The organism is Mesocryomonas lacus (assembly GCF_055730135.2).
Map to the genome: position 1 here is coordinate 94937 of NZ_JBUZWE020000012.1, position 16706 is coordinate 111642.

Annotated in this window: 20 protein-coding genes; 6 read left to right on the forward strand and 14 right to left on the reverse strand. The window is 64.9% G+C overall.

The window, feature by feature from the left end:
- Positions 1–31 precede the first annotated feature (31 nt).
- From rpsD to ACZLZY_RS18505, 3 genes are all read left to right on the forward strand, one after another.
- The gene (rpsD, locus tag ACZLZY_RS18495) at positions 32–649 is read left to right on the forward strand and encodes a 30S ribosomal protein S4 (protein WP_472935036.1); all 618 of its coding nucleotides are present in this window, start codon (positions 32–34) and stop codon (positions 647–649) included.
- A 138-nt stretch (positions 650–787) separates the two neighbouring features.
- Positions 788–1675 carry a tRNA 2-thiocytidine(32) synthetase TtcA gene (gene ttcA, locus ACZLZY_RS18500; RefSeq protein ID WP_472935037.1) on the forward strand — a complete coding sequence of 296 codons (888 nt, stop codon included), beginning with the start codon at positions 788–790 and terminating at the stop codon, positions 1673–1675.
- 82 nt (positions 1676–1757) lie between these two features.
- Entirely contained in the window at positions 1758–2591 is an 834-nt protein-coding gene (locus ACZLZY_RS18505; protein WP_472935038.1) for an inositol monophosphatase family protein, read from the forward strand.
- A 1-nt stretch (position 2592) separates the two neighbouring features.
- Here ACZLZY_RS18505 and ACZLZY_RS18510 read toward each other — a convergent pair whose 3' ends face one another.
- From ACZLZY_RS18510 to purC, 11 genes are all read right to left on the reverse strand, one after another.
- A complete protein-coding gene (locus ACZLZY_RS18510; RefSeq protein ID WP_472935039.1) occupies positions 2593–3873 on the reverse strand; it encodes a multidrug effflux MFS transporter in 1281 nt (426 codons plus the stop codon).
- A gap of 204 nt (positions 3874–4077) precedes the next feature.
- Positions 4078–4425, reverse strand: coding sequence for a Grx4 family monothiol glutaredoxin (grxD, locus tag ACZLZY_RS18515; protein WP_472935040.1), 348 nt, complete (start codon positions 4423–4425; stop codon positions 4078–4080).
- Positions 4426–4437: 12 nt separating this feature from the next.
- Positions 4438–4752: a hypothetical protein gene (locus ACZLZY_RS18520; protein ID WP_472935041.1), complete on the reverse strand. Its 315-nt coding sequence runs from the start codon at positions 4750–4752 to the stop codon at positions 4438–4440.
- Between the two features lie 12 nt (positions 4753–4764).
- Positions 4765–4998 (reverse strand): BolA/IbaG family iron-sulfur metabolism protein, encoded by a 234-nt coding sequence (locus ACZLZY_RS18525; protein WP_056501737.1) that lies wholly within the window; start codon positions 4996–4998, stop codon positions 4765–4767.
- A 101-nt stretch (positions 4999–5099) separates the two neighbouring features.
- Positions 5100–7322 carry a phosphoribosylformylglycinamidine synthase subunit PurL gene (gene purL / locus ACZLZY_RS18530; RefSeq protein ID WP_472935042.1) on the reverse strand — a complete coding sequence of 741 codons (2223 nt, stop codon included), beginning with the start codon at positions 7320–7322 and terminating at the stop codon, positions 5100–5102.
- An 82-nt stretch (positions 7323–7404) separates the two neighbouring features.
- Positions 7405–7824, reverse strand: a complete 420-nt coding sequence (locus ACZLZY_RS18535) for a hypothetical protein (RefSeq protein WP_472935043.1) — start codon at positions 7822–7824, stop codon at positions 7405–7407.
- Positions 7817–8239 (reverse strand): hypothetical protein, encoded by a 423-nt coding sequence (locus ACZLZY_RS18540; RefSeq protein WP_472935044.1) that lies wholly within the window; start codon positions 8237–8239, stop codon positions 7817–7819. The genes ACZLZY_RS18535 and ACZLZY_RS18540 overlap by 8 nt, the downstream gene beginning before the upstream one ends.
- Positions 8236–8916: a phosphoribosylformylglycinamidine synthase subunit PurQ gene (purQ, locus tag ACZLZY_RS18545; RefSeq protein ID WP_472935045.1), complete on the reverse strand. Its 681-nt coding sequence runs from the start codon at positions 8914–8916 to the stop codon at positions 8236–8238. Before purQ ends, ACZLZY_RS18540 begins: the two co-directional genes overlap by 4 nt.
- 145 nt (positions 8917–9061) lie before the next feature.
- Positions 9062–9319: a hypothetical protein gene (locus tag ACZLZY_RS18550; protein ID WP_472935046.1), complete on the reverse strand. Its 258-nt coding sequence runs from the start codon at positions 9317–9319 to the stop codon at positions 9062–9064.
- A 20-nt stretch (positions 9320–9339) separates the two neighbouring features.
- A complete protein-coding gene (gene purS, locus ACZLZY_RS18555) occupies positions 9340–9582 on the reverse strand; it encodes a phosphoribosylformylglycinamidine synthase subunit PurS (protein WP_472935047.1) in 243 nt (80 codons plus the stop codon).
- Positions 9583–9722: 140 nt separating this feature from the next.
- Positions 9723–10487: a phosphoribosylaminoimidazolesuccinocarboxamide synthase gene (purC, locus tag ACZLZY_RS18560; RefSeq protein WP_472935048.1), complete on the reverse strand. Its 765-nt coding sequence runs from the start codon at positions 10485–10487 to the stop codon at positions 9723–9725.
- Between the two features lie 274 nt (positions 10488–10761).
- Here purC and ACZLZY_RS18565 point away from each other — a divergent pair, with 274 nt between their 5' ends.
- Positions 10762–11079 (forward strand): DUF1476 domain-containing protein, encoded by a 318-nt coding sequence (locus ACZLZY_RS18565; protein ID WP_472935049.1) that lies wholly within the window; start codon positions 10762–10764, stop codon positions 11077–11079.
- A gap of 78 nt (positions 11080–11157) precedes the next feature.
- Entirely contained in the window at positions 11158–11946 is a 789-nt protein-coding gene (locus ACZLZY_RS18570) for an HpcH/HpaI aldolase family protein (RefSeq protein WP_472935050.1), read from the forward strand.
- A gap of 4 nt (positions 11947–11950) precedes the next feature.
- Here ACZLZY_RS18570 and ACZLZY_RS18575 read toward each other — a convergent pair whose 3' ends face one another.
- Both ACZLZY_RS18575 and cls read right to left on the reverse strand, forming a co-directional pair.
- Positions 11951–12541, reverse strand: coding sequence for an RBBP9/YdeN family alpha/beta hydrolase (locus tag ACZLZY_RS18575; RefSeq protein ID WP_472935051.1), 591 nt, complete (start codon positions 12539–12541; stop codon positions 11951–11953).
- Positions 12542–12598: 57 nt separating this feature from the next.
- Positions 12599–14041 carry a cardiolipin synthase gene (gene cls, locus ACZLZY_RS18580; protein WP_472935052.1) on the reverse strand — a complete coding sequence of 481 codons (1443 nt, stop codon included), beginning with the start codon at positions 14039–14041 and terminating at the stop codon, positions 12599–12601.
- A gap of 319 nt (positions 14042–14360) precedes the next feature.
- On the opposite strand from cls, the gene ACZLZY_RS18585 reads away from it, so the two are divergent.
- Entirely contained in the window at positions 14361–15137 is a 777-nt protein-coding gene (locus ACZLZY_RS18585) for an endonuclease/exonuclease/phosphatase family protein (RefSeq protein WP_472935053.1), read from the forward strand.
- A gap of 170 nt (positions 15138–15307) precedes the next feature.
- On the opposite strand, the gene purB is transcribed toward ACZLZY_RS18585, so the two are convergent.
- Entirely contained in the window at positions 15308–16612 is a 1305-nt protein-coding gene (purB, locus tag ACZLZY_RS18590) for an adenylosuccinate lyase (protein WP_472935054.1), read from the reverse strand.
- Between the last annotated feature and the right edge of the window lie 94 nt (positions 16613–16706).

Genomic DNA, 16706 nt, shown 5'->3' on the forward strand with positions numbered 1-16706 from the left:
CCGCCCGGGTTTTTCGTTTGAAGGAAATGCGATGACAAAGCGCGCCGAATCCAAGTACAAAATCGATCGCCGCATGGGCGAGAACATCTGGGGACGCCCGAAGTCCCCGGTCAACCGTCGCCAGTACGGCCCGGGCCAGCACGGCCAGCGCCGCAAGGGCAAGGTCTCCGACTTCGGCGTGCAGCTGCGCGCCAAGCAGAAGCTCAAGGGCTATTACGGCGACGTCTCCGAGAAGCAGTTCCGCAAGACCTACGAGGAGGCCGCGCGCCGCAAGGGCGACACCTCGGAGAACCTGATCGGCCTGCTCGAAAGCCGCCTCGACGCCGTCGTCTACCGTTCGAAGTTCGTGGCGACCGTGTTCGCGGCCCGTCAGTTCGTCAACCACGGCCACATCAACGTCAACGGCGTGCGCACCAACATCGGCTCGTACCTCTGCAAGGCCGGCGACGTGATCGAGATCCGTCCGAAGTCGAAGCAGCTGGCGATCGTCCTCGAGGCGACGCAGCTCGCCGAGCGCGACGTTCCCGACTACATCGAGGCCGATCACCAGAAGATGGTCGCGACCTACCAGCGCGTTCCGGGCCTTGCCGACGTTCCCTATGCCGTGCAGATGGAACCGAACCTCGTCGTCGAATTCTACTCGCGTTAAGATTTTCGCCTCGGCGATTTCTGGAAAAGGCCGTCCCCCGGGGCGGCCTTTTTCGTTGGCGGGACGGCGGTCGAACCGCCCTGATTTTGTCTTTCACCCCGCCGTCCTGTAAGCCTCGGCCCACCAGAGGAGCCCGCTATGCTCGACGACCTTCCGCCCGAGACCATTGCCGCGCCGGAGGAGGTGACCGGTGACGGCGCCCATCCGTTGATGCGCGCAGCCCCCGATTCGGTTGGCTTCAAGAAGCTGCGCAAGCGGCTGCTGCGCGAAGTCAGGGAGACGATCGAGACCGCCGGCATGGTGCGGCCGGGCGCCCGCTGGCTGGTCGGCATTTCCGGCGGCAAGGATTCCTATGCGCTGTTGGCGCTGCTCTCTGACCTCAAATGGCGGGGGCTGCTGCCGGTCGACCTGCTCGCCTGCAACCTCGACCAGGGCCAGCCGAACTTCCCGAAGCACGTGCTGCCGGACTTCCTCACCGCGCACGGCATTCCGCACCGGATCGAGTACCGCGATACCTATTCGGTGGTGAAGGAGAAGGTGCCGGCGGGCGCGACCTATTGCGCGCTCTGCTCGCGTCTTCGGCGCGGCCATCTCTACCGCATCGCGCGGGAGGAGGGCTGCGAAGCGCTGGTGCTCGGACATCACCGCGAGGACTGCCTCGAGACCTTCTTCCTCAACCTCTTTCACGGCGGGCGGATGTCGGCGATGCCGGCAAAACTCCTGAACGACGAGGGCGACATCACCGTGCTGCGCCCGCTGATCCGTTCGGCCGAGGACGACATCGGCAAGTTCACCGCGGCGCTCGGCTTCCCGATCATCCCATGCGACCTCTGCGGCAGCCAGGACGGGCTGCAGCGCAACGCCACCAAGGCAATGCTGGCCGAAATGGAGCAGCGCTTCCCCGGCCGCAAGGACACGATCCTGCGGGCGCTGTCGAATGTCGCGCCGAGCCATCTGCTCGACCCCAAGCTCTTCGACTTCGCCGGTCTCGGCGATACCCGCCCGATGGCCGGCGCATCGGACTGACATCCGCAGCGGGTAGGATCTTCCCAGCGCGGGAGGCGATTCGCTTCCGCCCGAAACACGCTCCAGCAGCAGGATTGACGCCTTGAGCCCCATCGACATCGACCAGCTCGCCACCGTGCTCCGCAACGCAGCGAGTGCCGAGATCATGCCACGCTTCCGCCGGCTCGGCAGCGGTGACATCCGGCAGAAGACCTCGGCCATCGACCTCGTGACCGAGGCGGACGAGGCCGCCGAGCGCTTCATTGCGGCCGAATGCAAGCGGCTGTGGCCGCAGGCGAACTTCGTCGGCGAGGAAGGTGTCGCGGCGGACGAGGGTAAGCTGGCGAGCGTCGGGACCGCCGACCTCTCGATCGTCGTCGATCCCATCGACGGCACTGCCAATTTCGCCTCGGGCGCCCCGCTGTTCGCCGTCATGGCGGCGGTGGTTTCGAAGGGTGAGACTGTCGCGGGGATCATCTACGATCCGCTCGGCGACGATTTTGTCATGGCGGAGAAGGGGGCTGGGACCTTTCTCAAGCGCGCCGATGGCGAGGCGATCCGCCAGACCATTGCGGCGGCGGTTCCGGTGGCGGACATGGTCGGGATGGCGTCGGGTTCGTCGCTGCCGCTAGCGGAGCGCCGGGAACTGCTCACCCGGCTGGCCGAGGTAAAGGTCGTCGGCAATTTCCGCTGCGCCGGGCATGAGTACCGGCTGGTCGGGACGGGACACCTGCACTTTGCGCTCTACCACAAGCTGATGCCGTGGGATCACCTCGCGGGAGCGCTGATCACCGAGGAGGCCGGCGGCCATGTCCGCCGGCTGGATGGCTCGCCTTATCGCCCGGAGCACGTCGACGGCGGCCTGCTCTGCGCCACCGATCCCGACAGCTGGCTGGCGTTGCGCGACACGGTCTATCCCGAGCTCGCGCAGCGCTGAGCTATTCCGCCGGCGTCTGTCCGGCGGCTTCGCCGACCTGGCTGTGCGCCTCGCGCGGGCGATCGAAAAGGCGCCCGCGCTCGGCGTAGAGGACGCAGGCGATCGAGCCGAGCGACAGGATGGTGAAGCCGGCATAGAGCGGCATCAGCGTTCCGTTGTAGCAATAGCCGATCAAGGCCCCGAGCAGGCCGCCGCCCAGCGTCTGCATGAAGCCGAGCACCGAGGATGCGGTCCCCGCGACATGACCCAGCGGGTCGAGCGCGAGGGCATTGAAGTTGCTGCCGATGAAGCCGAACATGCAGAATGTCAGCGTCATCATCGGCAGGAAGAGCCCGAAAGGCATGGCCCCGCCAAGCGCGGTGGACAGAGCCAGCTGGGCAATGCTGAGGACGGTGAAGATCACCAGGGCCCCATGCGACAGGCGGCGCATGCCAAAACGCTCGACAAGCCGGGAATTGGTGAAGGACGCCAAGGCCATGAAGATGGCGACCATTGAAAAGTAGAGCGTGAACGATGGGCCGAGGTGGTAGATGCCGGTATAGACCTGCTCAGCCTGGTTGATGAAGCCGAAGAGCACGCCGAAGATCAGCGCCGTCGCCAACGTGTAGCCGAAGGACCGGCGGTTGGTGAGGACGATGCGGAAGGCCCCGGCGGTGCGCTGAAGGGTCAGCGGCAGGCGGTCCTCTGGATGCAGTGTCTCGGGCAGCCGGAAGGCCGTCCAGACGAGCACGATGGTGCCGAACACACCGGTGACGAGAAAGATCTCCTGCCAACTGCCGAAGTTCATGATGAGCTGGCCAATGTTCGGCGCGACGACCGGCACGGCCATGAACACCATCATCACCAGCGACATGACGCTCGCCATGCGCGCGCCGCCGAAACAGTCGCGGACGATCGAGACCGCGATGACCCGCGTCGCCGCGGCACCGACACCCTGGAGCGCCCGCAAGGCGAGGAGTGCGCCGAAGCTTGGCGAGAAGATCGCGGTGAACGAGGCGAGGATGTAGACGGCGAGGCCGAAGAACAGCACCGGGCGGCGTCCGAACCGATCGGACAGGGTGCCGTAGACGATCTGCGCGGTGCCGAAGCCAATGACGTAGGCGGTGATCACGAACTGGCGCTGGTTGCCGGTCGCGACATCGAGCGCGCTGCCGATCTGCTGCAGCGCGGGGATGAAGATGTCGATCGCGGCGGCATTCAGCGCCATCATCGCGGCGACCATGGTGACGAGCTCCCAATAGGGCAGCCCCAGCGCAGCACTGCGGCTCGGCGCGTTCGACATGACAGATCCTTTCCGGCGGATGAAATTTAGATACCGCCGCTATGGATATTTGCAAGCTGATCTTAGTAACGGAGGGTGTCTGGCTGACCGCGGGTCACACGCGTCGACCCAACGAGCGCCGATGCTCCTCGATGAACATGCCCAAAATGGCGAAAGCCCGCTCGGTGAGCGGGCTTTCCAGTCGAACGAAAATGGAGCCTGAGATCAAGCCGTTGCGGGGGACGGCACCGTGGTCGAGACGCCCTTCTCGGCGAAGAAATCCTTCAACTCGCCGGCCTGGAACATCTCGCGCAGGATGTCCGAGCCGCCGACAAACTCGCCCTTGACGTAGACCTGCGGGATGGTCGGCCACTGGCCGTAATCTTTGATGCCCTGGCGCAGTTCAGCCGAGTCCAGGACGTTCACGCCCTTATAGGTGACGCCCATGTAGTCGAGGATCTGGACGACCTGTCCGGAGAAGCCGCACTGCGGGAAGGCGGGCGTGCCTTTCATGAAGACGACGATGTCGTTGGTCTTCACCTCGTTGTCGATCCAGTCGTTGATGCCGGTCATGTCAGGTCCTTTTTAATGGGATGACGGATCGTTGCGCGAAGCCTGTTCCAGCGCCGTAAGACGATCGTCGATGTCGCCGATCCTGCTCGATGCGAACAAGCCGTCGGTCATTCGGTTCAGAATATTGTTTTCCATGATCGCCATGTCGAACTTGATCTCGCCGACATCGCGTTCGATCCGTTCAAGCCGCGTCTGCTGCCGCGACAGGATATCAACGATCCGGACAAAACGTGTGTCCAATTCGACGAGCCGCCTGTCGACGCGACGAAGCAGTTCCAGCGTGTGGCTTGCAACATTGTCGGGACGGGACTCGTTGGGGCCGCTCATACCCTCAGCATATTACTTCGGCGCGCTGGTTTGAAGGGCGAGAGCGTGGAGGATTCCGCCCATGTTGCCTTGCAACGCCTGGTAGACCATCTGGTGCTGCTGGACGCGCGACTTGCCGCGAAAGCTTTCGGCCACGACTTCCGCCGCGTAGTGATCGCCGTCACCCGCGAGGTCGCGGATGGTGACCTCGGCATCGGGGATACCGTCCTTGATCATCTTTTCGATGTCATGGGCGTTCATCGCCATCAGGCGCTTCTCCTGTGCTGTGGCCGCCGGGCAGCCCTTGTCGGGGGAAGATAGGCGCTTCCCCCGGTGTGATCAATCGAACGAGCGGCGCCTCTTTGCCCCTACTCGGCGGCTTCCGCCAGCGGCAGGCTGCCGGACATGTAGTCGGGGAACCACGTTTCGTGTGCGATGGTCAGGTCGGCGACGGGAACCTGAAGCCGGGCCTCGATCGTCAGCGCGTCGCCGCCGACAGTGCCAAGCCGCTGCAAGGTGACACCTGCCGTTGCCGCATCTTCCGCCAGGGTCACCGCCGCAGCGTCGGGGAGCGCGACCACGTAGCGCGCCTGGTCCTCACCAAACAGCAGCGCATGTCCTGCACCGGCACCGAGGTCGATGGTCGCGCCGAGGTTGGCCGCGATGCACATTTCCGCCAGCGTCACCGCGAGACCGCCATCCGACACGTCGTGGCAAGCGACGACGCGGCCGCTGCGGATGAGGCCGCGAACGAAGTCGCCATTGCGCTTCTCCTCGGCAAGGTCGACCGGCGGCGGGGCGCCGTCCTCGCGGCCCTCGATCTCGCGGAGGTAGATCGAGGCGCCGAGATGCGCGCCGGGAACGCCGACGAGGAAGAGCGTGTCGCCTTCGACCATGCCGCCGACGCGGGCGGTTCTCGAGCGGTCGTCGATCAGGCCGACGCCGCCGATGGTGGGGGTCGGCAGGATGCCCTGACCTTGCGTCTCGTTGTAGAGCGAGACGTTGCCGGAGACGATCGGGAAGCCCAGCGCCTCGCAGGCCGCGCCGATGCCCTGGATGGCCCGCACCAGCTGGCCCATGATCTCGGGCTTTTCCGGATTGCCGAAGTTCAGGTTGTCGGTGGCTGCTAGCGGTTCGGCGCCGACGGCTGTGAGGTTGCGCCAGCATTCGGCCACCGCCTGCATGCCACCCTGGAACGGATCCGCCTCGCAATAGCGCGGCGTCACGTCGCTGGTGAAGGCGAGCGCCTTGGTGGCGTGGCCGTCGACGCGCACGACGCCAGCGTCGCCGCCGGGGCGCTGCAGGGAGTTGCCCTGGATCAGCGTGTCGTACTGCTCGAACACCCAGCGCCGCGAGGCGATGTCCGGCGAGCCCATCAGCTTCAATAGGATGGCGTCGTAGCGTTCGTGCTCGGCGAGGTCGGCGGCGTGCACCGTCTTCGGCGGAACCGGCTCGATCCACGGGCGATCATATTCCGGCGCCTCGTCGCCGAGCTCGCGGATCGGCAGGTTCGCGACCTCCTGTCCCTGGAACATGACGCGGAAGCGCAGGTCGTCGGTGGTGATGCCGACGACGGCGAAGTCGAGGCCCCATTTAACGAAGATCGCCTCGGCGACCGCCTGCTTGGACGGCTCCAGCACCATGAGCATGCGCTCCTGGCTCTCCGACAGCATCATCTCGTAGGGCGTCATGTGCGTCTCGCGCACCGGGACCTTGTCGAGGTCGAGCTCGATGCCAAGACCGCCCTTGGCGCCCATTTCCACAGCCGAGCAGGTGAGGCCGGCGGCGCCCATGTCCTGGATGGCGATGACCGCGCCGGTCTTCATCAGCTCGAGGCAGGCCTCCAGCAGGCACTTCTCGGTGAAGGGATCGCCGACCTGCACGGTCGGGCGCTTCTCCTCGATGTCCGCGTCGAACTCGGCCGAGGCCATGGTGGCGCCGCCGACGCCGTCGCGGCCGGTCTTGGCGCCGAGGTAGACGACGGGAAGGCCCACGCCCTTGGCTTCCGACAGGAAGATCGCGTCGGTCTTCGCAAGACCCGCCGCGAAGGCGTTGACGAGGCAGTTGCCGTTGTAGCGAGGATGGAAGTTCACCTCGCCGCCGACGGTCGGAACGCCGAAGGCATTGCCGTAGCCGCCGATGCCGGCGACGACGCCGGCGACAAGATGGCGGGTCTTCGGATGGTCGGGCGCGCCGAAGCGCAGCGCGTTCATCGCAGCGATCGGCCGGGCGCCCATGGTAAAGACGTCGCGCAGGATGCCGCCGATACCCGTCGCCGCGCCCTGATAGGGCTCGATGTAGGAGGGGTGGTTGTGACTCTCCATCTTGAAGACAACGCAATCGCCGTCACCGATGTCAACGACGCCAGCGTTTTCACCGGGACCCTGGATGACCCGGACGCCCTTGGTCGGCAGAGTCTTCAGCCAGCGCTTGGAGGACTTGTAGGAGCAGTGCTCGTTCCACATTGCCGAGAAAATGCCGAGCTCGGTAATCAGCGGCACGCGGCCGATGAGATCGAGGATGCGCTGGTACTCGTCCGGCTTCAGCCCGTGCGCGGCGACGATCTCGGGCGTGATGGTGATCTCGGTCATGGCAGTCTCCGTGCGCCGGGGCGTCAGGGGTGTTGGGCGGGAAGACCCGCCCGTTTCAGCTTGGGTGTCGCCAGCCGGCGCGTCAGACCCGCGTCCAATCGGCAACGCCGCGGCAGACGGCGGTATCCGCCGCCGACCGCAGGATCGAAGCATCGTCCTCGGCCTGCGAGATCGCGGCGGCAAAGACACGGCGCTGGAAGACGAGCAGCGCGTACTGCCTGTTGGCGCGAAGGCAGAGGGCGTAACCCTCGCGCGGATCAGCCGAGACGAAGCGCGTGCTGCGCTCGCCGTCACGGCGCTTGAAGACGATCCGGGCGGTATCCCTAGCATAGGCCGCCTCGGTCGGCGTCGGCCGCAGATCCTCTGACGCTTCGGCGACCTCGAGCGGCTCGATCGAGAAGGTCCTGACGTCGGCGGTGGCGTATACGCAGCCGGATAGCGCTGCGGAGAGGGCCAGCGCCGCGGCGAGCGCCGGACGGCGGCGCAGGGCGCCACTACGCATCGCAGGCGCGCCCGCCCGCATTCCAGCGGCGAATGTCGGCGTCGACACGGCCGGCAATGCCGGTGCCCATCAGCGGGCCATAGGTCGAGAGCGCCCGCGAGCCGGGTTGCGCCTCGACGACGAGCAGCGGCTTGGCTTCGGGGCGGCCCTTGGGCACCAGGAGGAAGCGCGGCTTGCCGGAGAAGGAGGAGAGCTCGGGCGCCAGGCTGTAGCGCGCAAAGGCCGGATCGTTCGACTTGAACCAGCAGCGGTTGGCCGCAAGCGTCACGCGCTCCATGCGGTCGAGACCCGACTCGGCCTTCGCCGCCGGCTGAGTGGTTCTCACCGGCGGGGCCGGGGTGCTGCAGGCGGACAGGGCGACGATGCCGGTGGCAAAGCCCATGACGAGGAGATTTCGGAACAGCTTCACGCTCATGCGGCAAGGCCCCGCACGAGGCCGAGGGCGCTCTCGAAGATGCCGCGGCCATCGGTGCCGCCGTGCTCGGGCTCGATCAGGTTTTCGGGATGCGGCATCAGGCCGAGCACGTTGCCGGCTTCGTTGACGATACCGGCGATGTCGCGCGTCGCGCCGTTCGGGTTCGTGCCCTCGGCATAGCGGAAGACGACGCGGTCCTCGCCATGCAGCCGGTCGAGGGTTTCGTCATCGGCGAAATAGTTGCCGTCGTGGTGGGCGACGGGGCAGCGGATGATCTGGCCGGGGGTGTAGGCGGTGGTGAAGCGGGTCGCGGCGTTGACGACCTCCAGCTTCACCTCGCGGCAGACGAAGCGCAGCGTCGTGTTGCGCATCAGCGCGCCCGGAAGGAGGCCTGCTTCGCAGAGGATCTGGAAGCCGTTGCAGACGCCGAGCACCGAGACGCCATGGGCCGCCTTGTCAGCGACGGCGCGCATCACCGGCGATCGCGCGGCGATGGCGCCGCAGCGCAGATAGTCGCCGAAGGAGAAGCCGCCGGGCACGACGATCAGGTCGACGTCAGGAACCTCGGTGTCGGTCTGCCAGACGGTCAGCGGCGGCGTGCCGGTGATCGTCGTCAGCGCGGCGATCATGTCGCGGTCGCGGTTTAGGCCGGGGAGAAGGACGACGGCAGTTTTCATGGGCGACGGCAACCATTGGAGAGCATGGCCGGGCCGGCATGGTCCGGAAGGAGAGTTTGGACGGGCCGTACGAGCCCGGAAATGGAAACAGCGGCATCACCCTCGTCGAGGACGGTGCCGCTGGGCAGAAGGCCGAGCGCGGTGCTCACGGGTGCGGGTCGTATGACCTCGAGGGCTCGGCCAGTTCGCGCAGGTCGAGGCGGCGATCGATCCGGTCCAGCCGCGTCTCGTAGCGTGCCAGAACGCCGTAAATGTTATGAACGTCGCTGTTGACGGAGGCTATATGGCCGCGGATCGAATTGATCTCAGATTTCAGGCCAACGACGTCGAGCCTCAGCCCGCCAATGTCCTCATGCATGCGCTTCATCAGCTCGAACATCAGTTCATTCGTGACATCGGCCATGGCACCCTCTGGCACAACCTTTACGCGATCTCCACAGTATAATTCTCGATGACGGTATTGGCCAGAAGCTTGGCACACATGTCCTTTAGCTGAGCCTCTGCGGCGGCGCGGTCGTCGCCGTCGAGCACGACGTCGAAGACCTTGCCCTGGCGGACGGCACCAACGCCGCCGAAGCCGAGGCTGCCGAGAGCGCCCTCGATGGCCTTGCCTTGCGGGTCGAGGACGCCGTTCTTGAGGGTAACGACGATACGCGCCTTGATCACTGTGCCTGCCTGTTCATTGAGGATTCGATCAGTGTATCAGCCTGTCCGCGACGGGCTTGCCTACTGGATCAGCCTGTCGCGGGAATAGACGAGTTTAAGTGCCGATGCCGGCTGCGGCGCGGCCTTGCCGCGCCGCCGTCTTACTTTACCAGCACCGGCCCGGAGGGGCGGGGCGGCTCGTTCTCGTTCATGATGCCGAGACGACGGGCGACTTCCTGATAGGCCTCGACCAGGCCGCCCATGTCGCGGCGGAACCGGTCCTTGTCCATCTTCTCGTTCGTCTGCACGTCCCAGAGGCGGCAGCTGTCCGGCGAGATCTCGTCGGCGACGATGATGCGCATCATGTCGCCCTCATAGAGGCGACCGGTCTCGATCTTGAAGTCGACGAGTTGGATGCCGACGCCGAGGAAGAGGCCGGAGAGGAAGTCGTTGACGCGGATGGCGAGCGCCATGATGTCGTCGATTTCCTGCGGGCTTGCCCAGCCGAAAGCGGTGATGTGCTCTTCCGAGACCATCGGATCGTCGAGCGCGTCGGCCTTGTAGTAGAACTCGATGATCGAGCGCGGCAGCACGGTGCCCTCCTCGATGCCGAGGCGCTTGGCGAGCGAGCCCGCCGCGATGTTGCGCACCACGACCTCGAGCGGAATGATCTCGACTTCCTTGATCAGCTGCTCGCGCATGTTGAGCCGCTTAATGAAGTGCGTCGGAATGCCCATCTTGTTCAGATGGGTGAAAATGTACTCGGAGATCCGGTTGTTGAGTACACCCTTGCCGTCGACAATCTCGTGCTTCTTGGCATTGAAGGCGGTCGCATCGTCCTTAAAGAACTGCACGAGCGTGCCTGGCTCCGGGCCTTCGTAAAGGATCTTGCCCTTGCCTTCGTAGATACGGCGGCGACGTGTCATAGGGGTGCTCTATCGTGCATGAGGGTGCGTCCTCGGGAAGCGACGCGAAGCGTGACGTTCGAGCGCGTGAATAGACCAAAGTGGGGGTCCAGACAATGGCGGCCCGTGTCAAGGGGATTATCCACTCGACAATTGGTGAACCAGATGTCCGAAACAAGATGCGGCACGGCCCGATTCAAGGCCGTTCCGGCTTCAAATATCCTCGGCAACCGCCTATGTCAGAGATGGCCATCGTCCAAGCGGGCGTTGCAATTGCTTGTGGAGGAAGAAGTCGATGTCGATTACAGGCCGCGAAACGGACTTCGAGGGGCGCTACGCCCATGATCAAGAGCTGCGGTTTCGAATCGAAGCGCGGCGCAATCGTCTGTTGGGCCTCTGGGCGGCCGAGAAGCTCGGCAAATCGGAAGACGAAGCCAAGCTGTATGCGCAGGAAGTCGTAAAGTCCGACTTCGAGAAGCCGGGTGACGACGACGTCTACGAGAAGATCCGCCGGGATTTCGATGCGGCCGGGATCGACCAGTCGGACCACCGGATACGTCGCACCATGGCGGAACTGCTGATCGAGGCGGAGAAGCAGGTTCGCGCGGAGTAGTCTGCTCCACCGACCGGCCAGTTTCATGAGCTGGTAGGTACTGTCCCGCGTTCCTTCACCGCGAAAGCATCCGATAGCATGGCTCTTCCCGCACTTCGCAAGGCTTTGGACGGGGACGGCTTCGTCCTCTCTTCCTGGTCGTCGCTGACCGATCCCATGGTGCATGAAGCTTTGCTGCGGGCGCCTTTCGATGCGATCTGCCTCGACATGCAGCATGGGCTGCATGACGTGGCGAGCATGGCGGCGGCGATCGGGCGGGCGGGCATGATCGGCAAGCCATCGCTGGTGCGCCTGCCGATCGAGGACCGAGCCAACGCGGCGCGGGCGCTCGATTTCGGTGCCTCCGCCGTCATCATGCCGATGATCGAGAGCGTCTCGGACGCGCAAGGCTTTGTCGACGCCGTGAAATACGCGCCGCTCGGCAGCAGGTCTTTCGGGCCGACGCGGGCGGTGGAACTCCATGGTTACGCGAAGGCCGCGGGCTACGGCGACCGGACGGCCTATACGTCCGAAGCCAACCGCGAGACGCTCGCCTTCGCGATGATCGAAACGGCGGCGGCGATGGACAATCTCGAAGCCATCCTGGCGCTTGAAGGATTGGACGGCGTGTTTGTCGGTCCGTCCGACCTTTCGATTGCCCTATCGGAAACCGGCACCTGGGATCCGAACGGACCGGTCGCCGATGCCGCTATTCAGAAGGTCGCCGTGGCCGCCAAAGCTGCCGGCAAGTTTGCTGGCATTTATTGCGCCAGCGCCGAGGACGCCCGTCGCTACCGCGGCTATGGCTACTGCCTCGCCACGATTTCCAACGACATCAATCTGCTTAAGGCCGCGGCTGAGGCGCTGGTCGCTGCGGTCAGAGCCTGAGCCCTCAATCCTCGCCGGGGATCGCCGGCATGGGTGTGGGCTCGAGCGGCAGCTTCGAGATGAACTTGCCGAAGGTCAGCAAGCCTTCCGGCCAAGGCCCGTGGCCGCTGTCCTGATTGAGGTGGCCGGACTCTCCGGCATCGACAAACATCGAACCCCAGGCATCCGCAATATCCTCCGCCGCCGCGACGGACGAAAAGGGATCGTTGCGGCTTGCCACCAGGATCGAGGGGAACGGCAGCGGATCGCGGGGGTAGGGGCCGAAGGTCATCAGATGCTTCGGACGCAGACCGGGATTGGTAACCTCGGGCGGTGCCACGAAGAAGGCGCCTGCGACACGGTGCTGGAATTTCGGAATGGCAAGAACCGCGGCCGCAACGCCGAGCGAATGGGCGACCAGCACCACGGGCCGGGTGCTTTCGTTGACCGCCGCTGCGACGGCCTCGACCCATTCTTCGCGCACCGGTTTCGTCCATTCGCGCTGGTGAATGCGGCGCGCCGTCGACAGGCGGCCTTCCCAGCGGGTCTGCCAATGTTCCGCCGACGAGCCGCGGTAGCCGGGGATGACGAGGATTTCAGCTTCTGAAACACGCATGGGCCGGACATGCGAGCGTCGGCGGCGGAAGTCAAGCTGAGGCCCGCCGCCGGCGGTCTAGAGAAGGGGGCTGATCAGCCTTGTTGCATTCTCGAAGAGCTGGGTGAAGAAGCCGCGCTCGTTCCATTCCGCCTCGATCAGCCGGCGGCTCTTGGCGCGATAGTCATTCTCGATCTTGCGCAACTGCCGCACGACCCCGGCATCATAGGCGATCAGCGTCACCTCCGAATTCAGCTCGAAGGAGCGACGGTCCATGTTGGCCGAGCCGATGATCGCGATGTCGTCGTCGATCGACAGGTGCTTGGCATGCAGGAACCTCTCCCGGTAGAGCATGACCTCGACGCCCGACTGCAGCAGCTCGTCGTAGTAGGAGCGCTGGGCGTGATCGATGAGGAAGCTGTTGGTGGTTGCGGTTACGAACAGGGTCACGGCGACGCCCTTCTCCACCGCGGTGCGCAGCGCAAGCGACAGCGGCTCGTTCGGGATGAAGTAGGGCGTCGTCAGCACCACCTTCTCGCGGGCGCCGTGGATGAGATCGGTGAACAGCGAATCGACCCGGCTCAGCGGGTGGTCGGGGCCGCTCGGCATCACCTGAGCGGTCACGCCGCCCTCGGTGCGCTCCGGCGTCGGCATCAGCTCGGGCGTCGATATGTCCTCGTCGGTCTCGAGGAACCAGTCGCCGATGAAGATCGCCTGCAGTTCCAGGACCACCGGGCCTTTCACCCGCGCCATCACCTCGCGGTAGAAGGTGTTCGGCTCGTATTCGATCTGGTGCATGTTCTGCGAGCCGACCCAGCCGATCTTGCCGTCGACGACGACGATCTTGCGGTGGTTGCGAAGATCTGCACGGGTCGCGCGGTTCCAGAAGCGCAGCGGCAGGATCAGCCGGATCTCGACGCCTGTTCCTTCCAGCCGACGGGCGATGGCATTGCGGTCGGTCGAGGAGCCGACGGCGTCGATCAGCAGCCGGCATTTGACGCCGCGCTTGGCCGCGCGCTCCAGCGCGCTCAGAACCTTGTTGCCGGCCTCGTCGTCCTGAAGGATGTAGAACATGGCATGCGCATGGTTCTGTGCCGCATCGATGTCGCCGGTGATGCGGTCGACGACGCGGTTATAGTTCGGATCGAGGTCGATGCTGTTGCCAGAGACGCAAGGCATCTGACCGATGTTGCGCACAAGGTTCGCGGCCGTTCGGCTGCGCGGCTCCAGCGCCATCGCCGCGTCGCTGGCGCTGCCGGGAATGTCGCCCACGGCCTTCAGTACGACGGAGGGAACGCTCTTGATGCGCTCGCGCCGCCATTTCGGATGACGGGCATTGCCGATGAAGAAATAGACCAGGAGGGCGGCGAAGGGCTGAAAGAAGAACAGCAGCAGCCATCCCTGGGCCGCCGCCGGCGATCGCCGGAAGGGGATCACCACCAAAGCGCCGACGATGATCGACCAATTCAGAAGGGTGATGACGATCGACCAGATCGACCACGCGGAAAAATCGAAGTTCATCGCAGCGTCACGTCTTCCAATCCCCCGCGGTCCGGCGCGGGTTCGATATCCCCCGGCGTGCATGGCACGAAACCGGCTGTCTTGTCCGCTGAGAATGGTGAGATCTGCGGCTTTGGCGCGGCAACGCCGCCAAGGTGCTGAACTTCCGGCCCGCCCGCCGCATTTATCCCGAAAATTCGGGTCATGCCCACAGCGTCGCCGGCTGTTATGCTGGCGCGTCGCGGCGTGGCGACAGCAGGAGAATTGCCTTGAAGCCAGAAGCCAAACGGCACCGTTCCTGCGGCGCCGCTCGCTGCCCGACTGCCGGACGACCCACCTGATGCTGCGGATTGTCTATGCCAATCTCGGCTATTCCCGGGAAATCGATGGCTCGCTCGGCCACCATCTCTCGCGCCTCCACCACCACATCTACACACCGCGCGCTGCCCAGATGCGGAGCCTTCAGTTCGTGCGCGACACGATGCGACGGCTGCAGCCGGATCTCAGCTGCTTCGTCGAGATCGACCAAGGCTCGATCACCAACGGGTATTTCGACCAGTTTCCGGTGCTCTGCGAGGATGGGCACGCTTTCGCGACGATCGACAACAAATACAGCGATACGGCGAAGATCCGCTCGCCGATTTCGCGCGGCAAGTCGAACGCTTTCCTCGCCAGCCGCGAAGTGACGTTCGCCAAGCGCTACCTCGCGGCCGGCAAGAAGCGCCTGGTCTACGACATCGACATCGCGGGACTGCGGGTGCTGGTCGTGCACTGCTCGCTGATCAGGCGCGTTCGAACGATGCAGTTTAAGCAGATCGCCGAGTGGATCGCCGAACGTGACGGGCCGACCATGCTGATCGGCGACTTCAACATGTTCTCGGGCGATGCAGAACTGGCGCCACTGATGAAAGCCGAGAATCTTGTTCACGCCAACAAGCTGTCCGGCCCGACCTTCCGCTTCGGGCCTTATCAGGCGAGCCTCGACACTTGCCTTGTCTCGACCAGCCTTGCCGACCGCTGCTCGATCGAGATCATCGACCAGCCGTTCTCCGACCACCAGATGTTCAAGATCGACATCGCGCTGGACGAGTCCGTGGCGTTGAAGGCGGCGGGGTAGACGCACCTCGGGCGTGTCCGCATCCGGGCGCTATCGCTGCAATTCGCCGAAAAAGCAGGAAGAGGTGAAGCGCCGCGCGGCCGGGATTGAGCCCACCAAGCCTCCCCGACCTTTGGTCGGGAAGGATGGATCGTGCCGCCGATAGAAAGCCTCCGGCAGCGGGCGCCTGTTCAGGCGCCGAAGACGCGCCGGAAGATCGTGTCGACATGCTTGGTGTGGTAGCCGAGGTCGAATTTTTCGCGCAGCTCGGCTTCCGGCAAGGCGGCCGTCACTTCCGGGTCAGCCAAGAGCTCCTCGAGGAAGTCCTTGTTCTGCTCCCAGACCTTCATCGCATTGCGCTGGACCAGCCGGTAGGAGTCTTCACGGCTGACGCCGGCCTGGGTGAGGGCGAGCAGCACACGCTGGGAGTGAACGAGACCCTTGAACTGGTTGAGGTTCTTCAGCATCCGCTCGGGATAGACCAGGAGCTTGTCGATCACCGAGGTCAGCCGCACCAGTGCGAAGTCGAGGGTGATGGTCGCGTCAGGGCCGATATAGCGCTCGACCGAGGAGTGCGAGATGTCGCGCTCGTGCCAGAGGGCGACGTTCTCCATCGCCGGCATGGCGAAGGAGCGCACCATGCGGGCGAGACCGGTAAGGTTCTCGGTCAGCACCGGGTTGCGCTTGTGCGGCATGGCCGACGAGCCCTTCTGGCCCGGCGCGAAATACTCCTCGGCCTCCAGCACCTCGGTGCGCTGCAGATGGCGGATCTCGATCGACAGGCGCTCGATCGACGAGGCGATGACGCCGAGGGTGGCGAAGTACATGGCGTGGCGGTCGCGCGGGATGACCTGCGTCGAGACCGGCTCCGGCGTCAGGCCAAGCGCCTTGGCGACATGCTCCTCGACGGCCGGGTCGATGTTGGCGAAGGTGCCGACGGCGCCGGAGATGGCACAGGTTGCGATCTCGGCCCGGGCGGCGACGAGCCGGGCGCGGCAGCGCTCGAACTCGGCATAGGCCAGCGCCAGCTTGATGCCGAAGGTCACGGGCTCGGCATGAATACCGTGCGAACGGCCGATGGTCACCGTGTCCTTGTGTTCCAGCGCCCGGCGCTTCAGCGCGGCGAGGAGGCCGTCGAGATCGGCCAGCATCAGGTCGGAGGCGCGAACGAGTTGCACGTTGAAGCAGGTGTCGAGCACGTCAGACGAGGTCATGCCTTGGTGGACAAAGCGCGCATCCGGCCCGACGATCTCCGACAGGTGCGTCAGGAAGGCGATGACGTCGTGCTTGGTCTCGCGCTCGATCTCGTCGATGCGGTCGACGTCGAAGTTGGCGGCATTGCCCTTCTCCCAGATCGTCTCAGCGGCGCTCTTCGGGATGACGCCAAGTTCGGCCAGCGCGTCGCAGGCATGCGCCTCGATCTCGAACCAGATCCGGTACTTCGTCTCCTGCGACCAGATGGCGACCATGTCGGGGCGGGAGTAACGGGGAATCATGGAGCGTCCTTGCGGTGCGGGATGGCGAGAGCTGCGACATAACAGAGGCCGCCGGGTGTCTCAATGTGTGACGCCCGGCGGCCGGGGCCGGCCG

Coding starts and splice junctions, on each gene's coding strand:
- rpsD (WP_472935036.1), top strand. CDS start 32: ATGACAAAGCGCGCCGAATCCAAGTACAAAATCGATCGCCGCATGGGC.
- ttcA (WP_472935037.1), top strand. CDS start 788: ATGCTCGACGACCTTCCGCCCGAGACCATTGCCGCGCCGGAGGAGGTG.
- ACZLZY_RS18510 (WP_472935039.1), bottom strand. CDS start 3,873: ATGTCGAACGCGCCGAGCCGCAGTGCTGCGCTGGGGCTGCCCTATTGG.
- grxD (WP_472935040.1), bottom strand. CDS start 4,425: ATGACCGGCATCAACGACTGGATCGACAACGAGGTGAAGACCAACGAC.
- ACZLZY_RS18520 (WP_472935041.1), bottom strand. CDS start 4,752: ATGAGCGGCCCCAACGAGTCCCGTCCCGACAATGTTGCAAGCCACACG.
- ACZLZY_RS18525 (WP_056501737.1), bottom strand. CDS start 4,998: ATGGCGATGAACGCCCATGACATCGAAAAGATGATCAAGGACGGTATC.
- purL (WP_472935042.1), bottom strand. CDS start 7,322: ATGACCGAGATCACCATCACGCCCGAGATCGTCGCCGCGCACGGGCTG.
- ACZLZY_RS18535 (WP_472935043.1), bottom strand. CDS start 7,824: ATGCGTAGTGGCGCCCTGCGCCGCCGTCCGGCGCTCGCCGCGGCGCTG.
- ACZLZY_RS18540 (WP_472935044.1), bottom strand. CDS start 8,239: ATGAGCGTGAAGCTGTTCCGAAATCTCCTCGTCATGGGCTTTGCCACC.
- purQ (WP_472935045.1), bottom strand. CDS start 8,916: ATGAAAACTGCCGTCGTCCTTCTCCCCGGCCTAAACCGCGACCGCGAC.
- ACZLZY_RS18550 (WP_472935046.1), bottom strand. CDS start 9,319: ATGGCCGATGTCACGAATGAACTGATGTTCGAGCTGATGAAGCGCATG.
- purC (WP_472935048.1), bottom strand. CDS start 10,487: ATGACACGTCGCCGCCGTATCTACGAAGGCAAGGGCAAGATCCTTTAC.
- ACZLZY_RS18565 (WP_472935049.1), top strand. CDS start 10,762: ATGTCGATTACAGGCCGCGAAACGGACTTCGAGGGGCGCTACGCCCAT.
- ACZLZY_RS18570 (WP_472935050.1), top strand. CDS start 11,158: ATGGCTCTTCCCGCACTTCGCAAGGCTTTGGACGGGGACGGCTTCGTC.
- ACZLZY_RS18575 (WP_472935051.1), bottom strand. CDS start 12,541: ATGCGTGTTTCAGAAGCTGAAATCCTCGTCATCCCCGGCTACCGCGGC.
- cls (WP_472935052.1), bottom strand. CDS start 14,041: ATGAACTTCGATTTTTCCGCGTGGTCGATCTGGTCGATCGTCATCACC.
- ACZLZY_RS18585 (WP_472935053.1), top strand. CDS start 14,361: ATGCTGCGGATTGTCTATGCCAATCTCGGCTATTCCCGGGAAATCGAT.
- purB (WP_472935054.1), bottom strand. CDS start 16,612: ATGATTCCCCGTTACTCCCGCCCCGACATGGTCGCCATCTGGTCGCAG.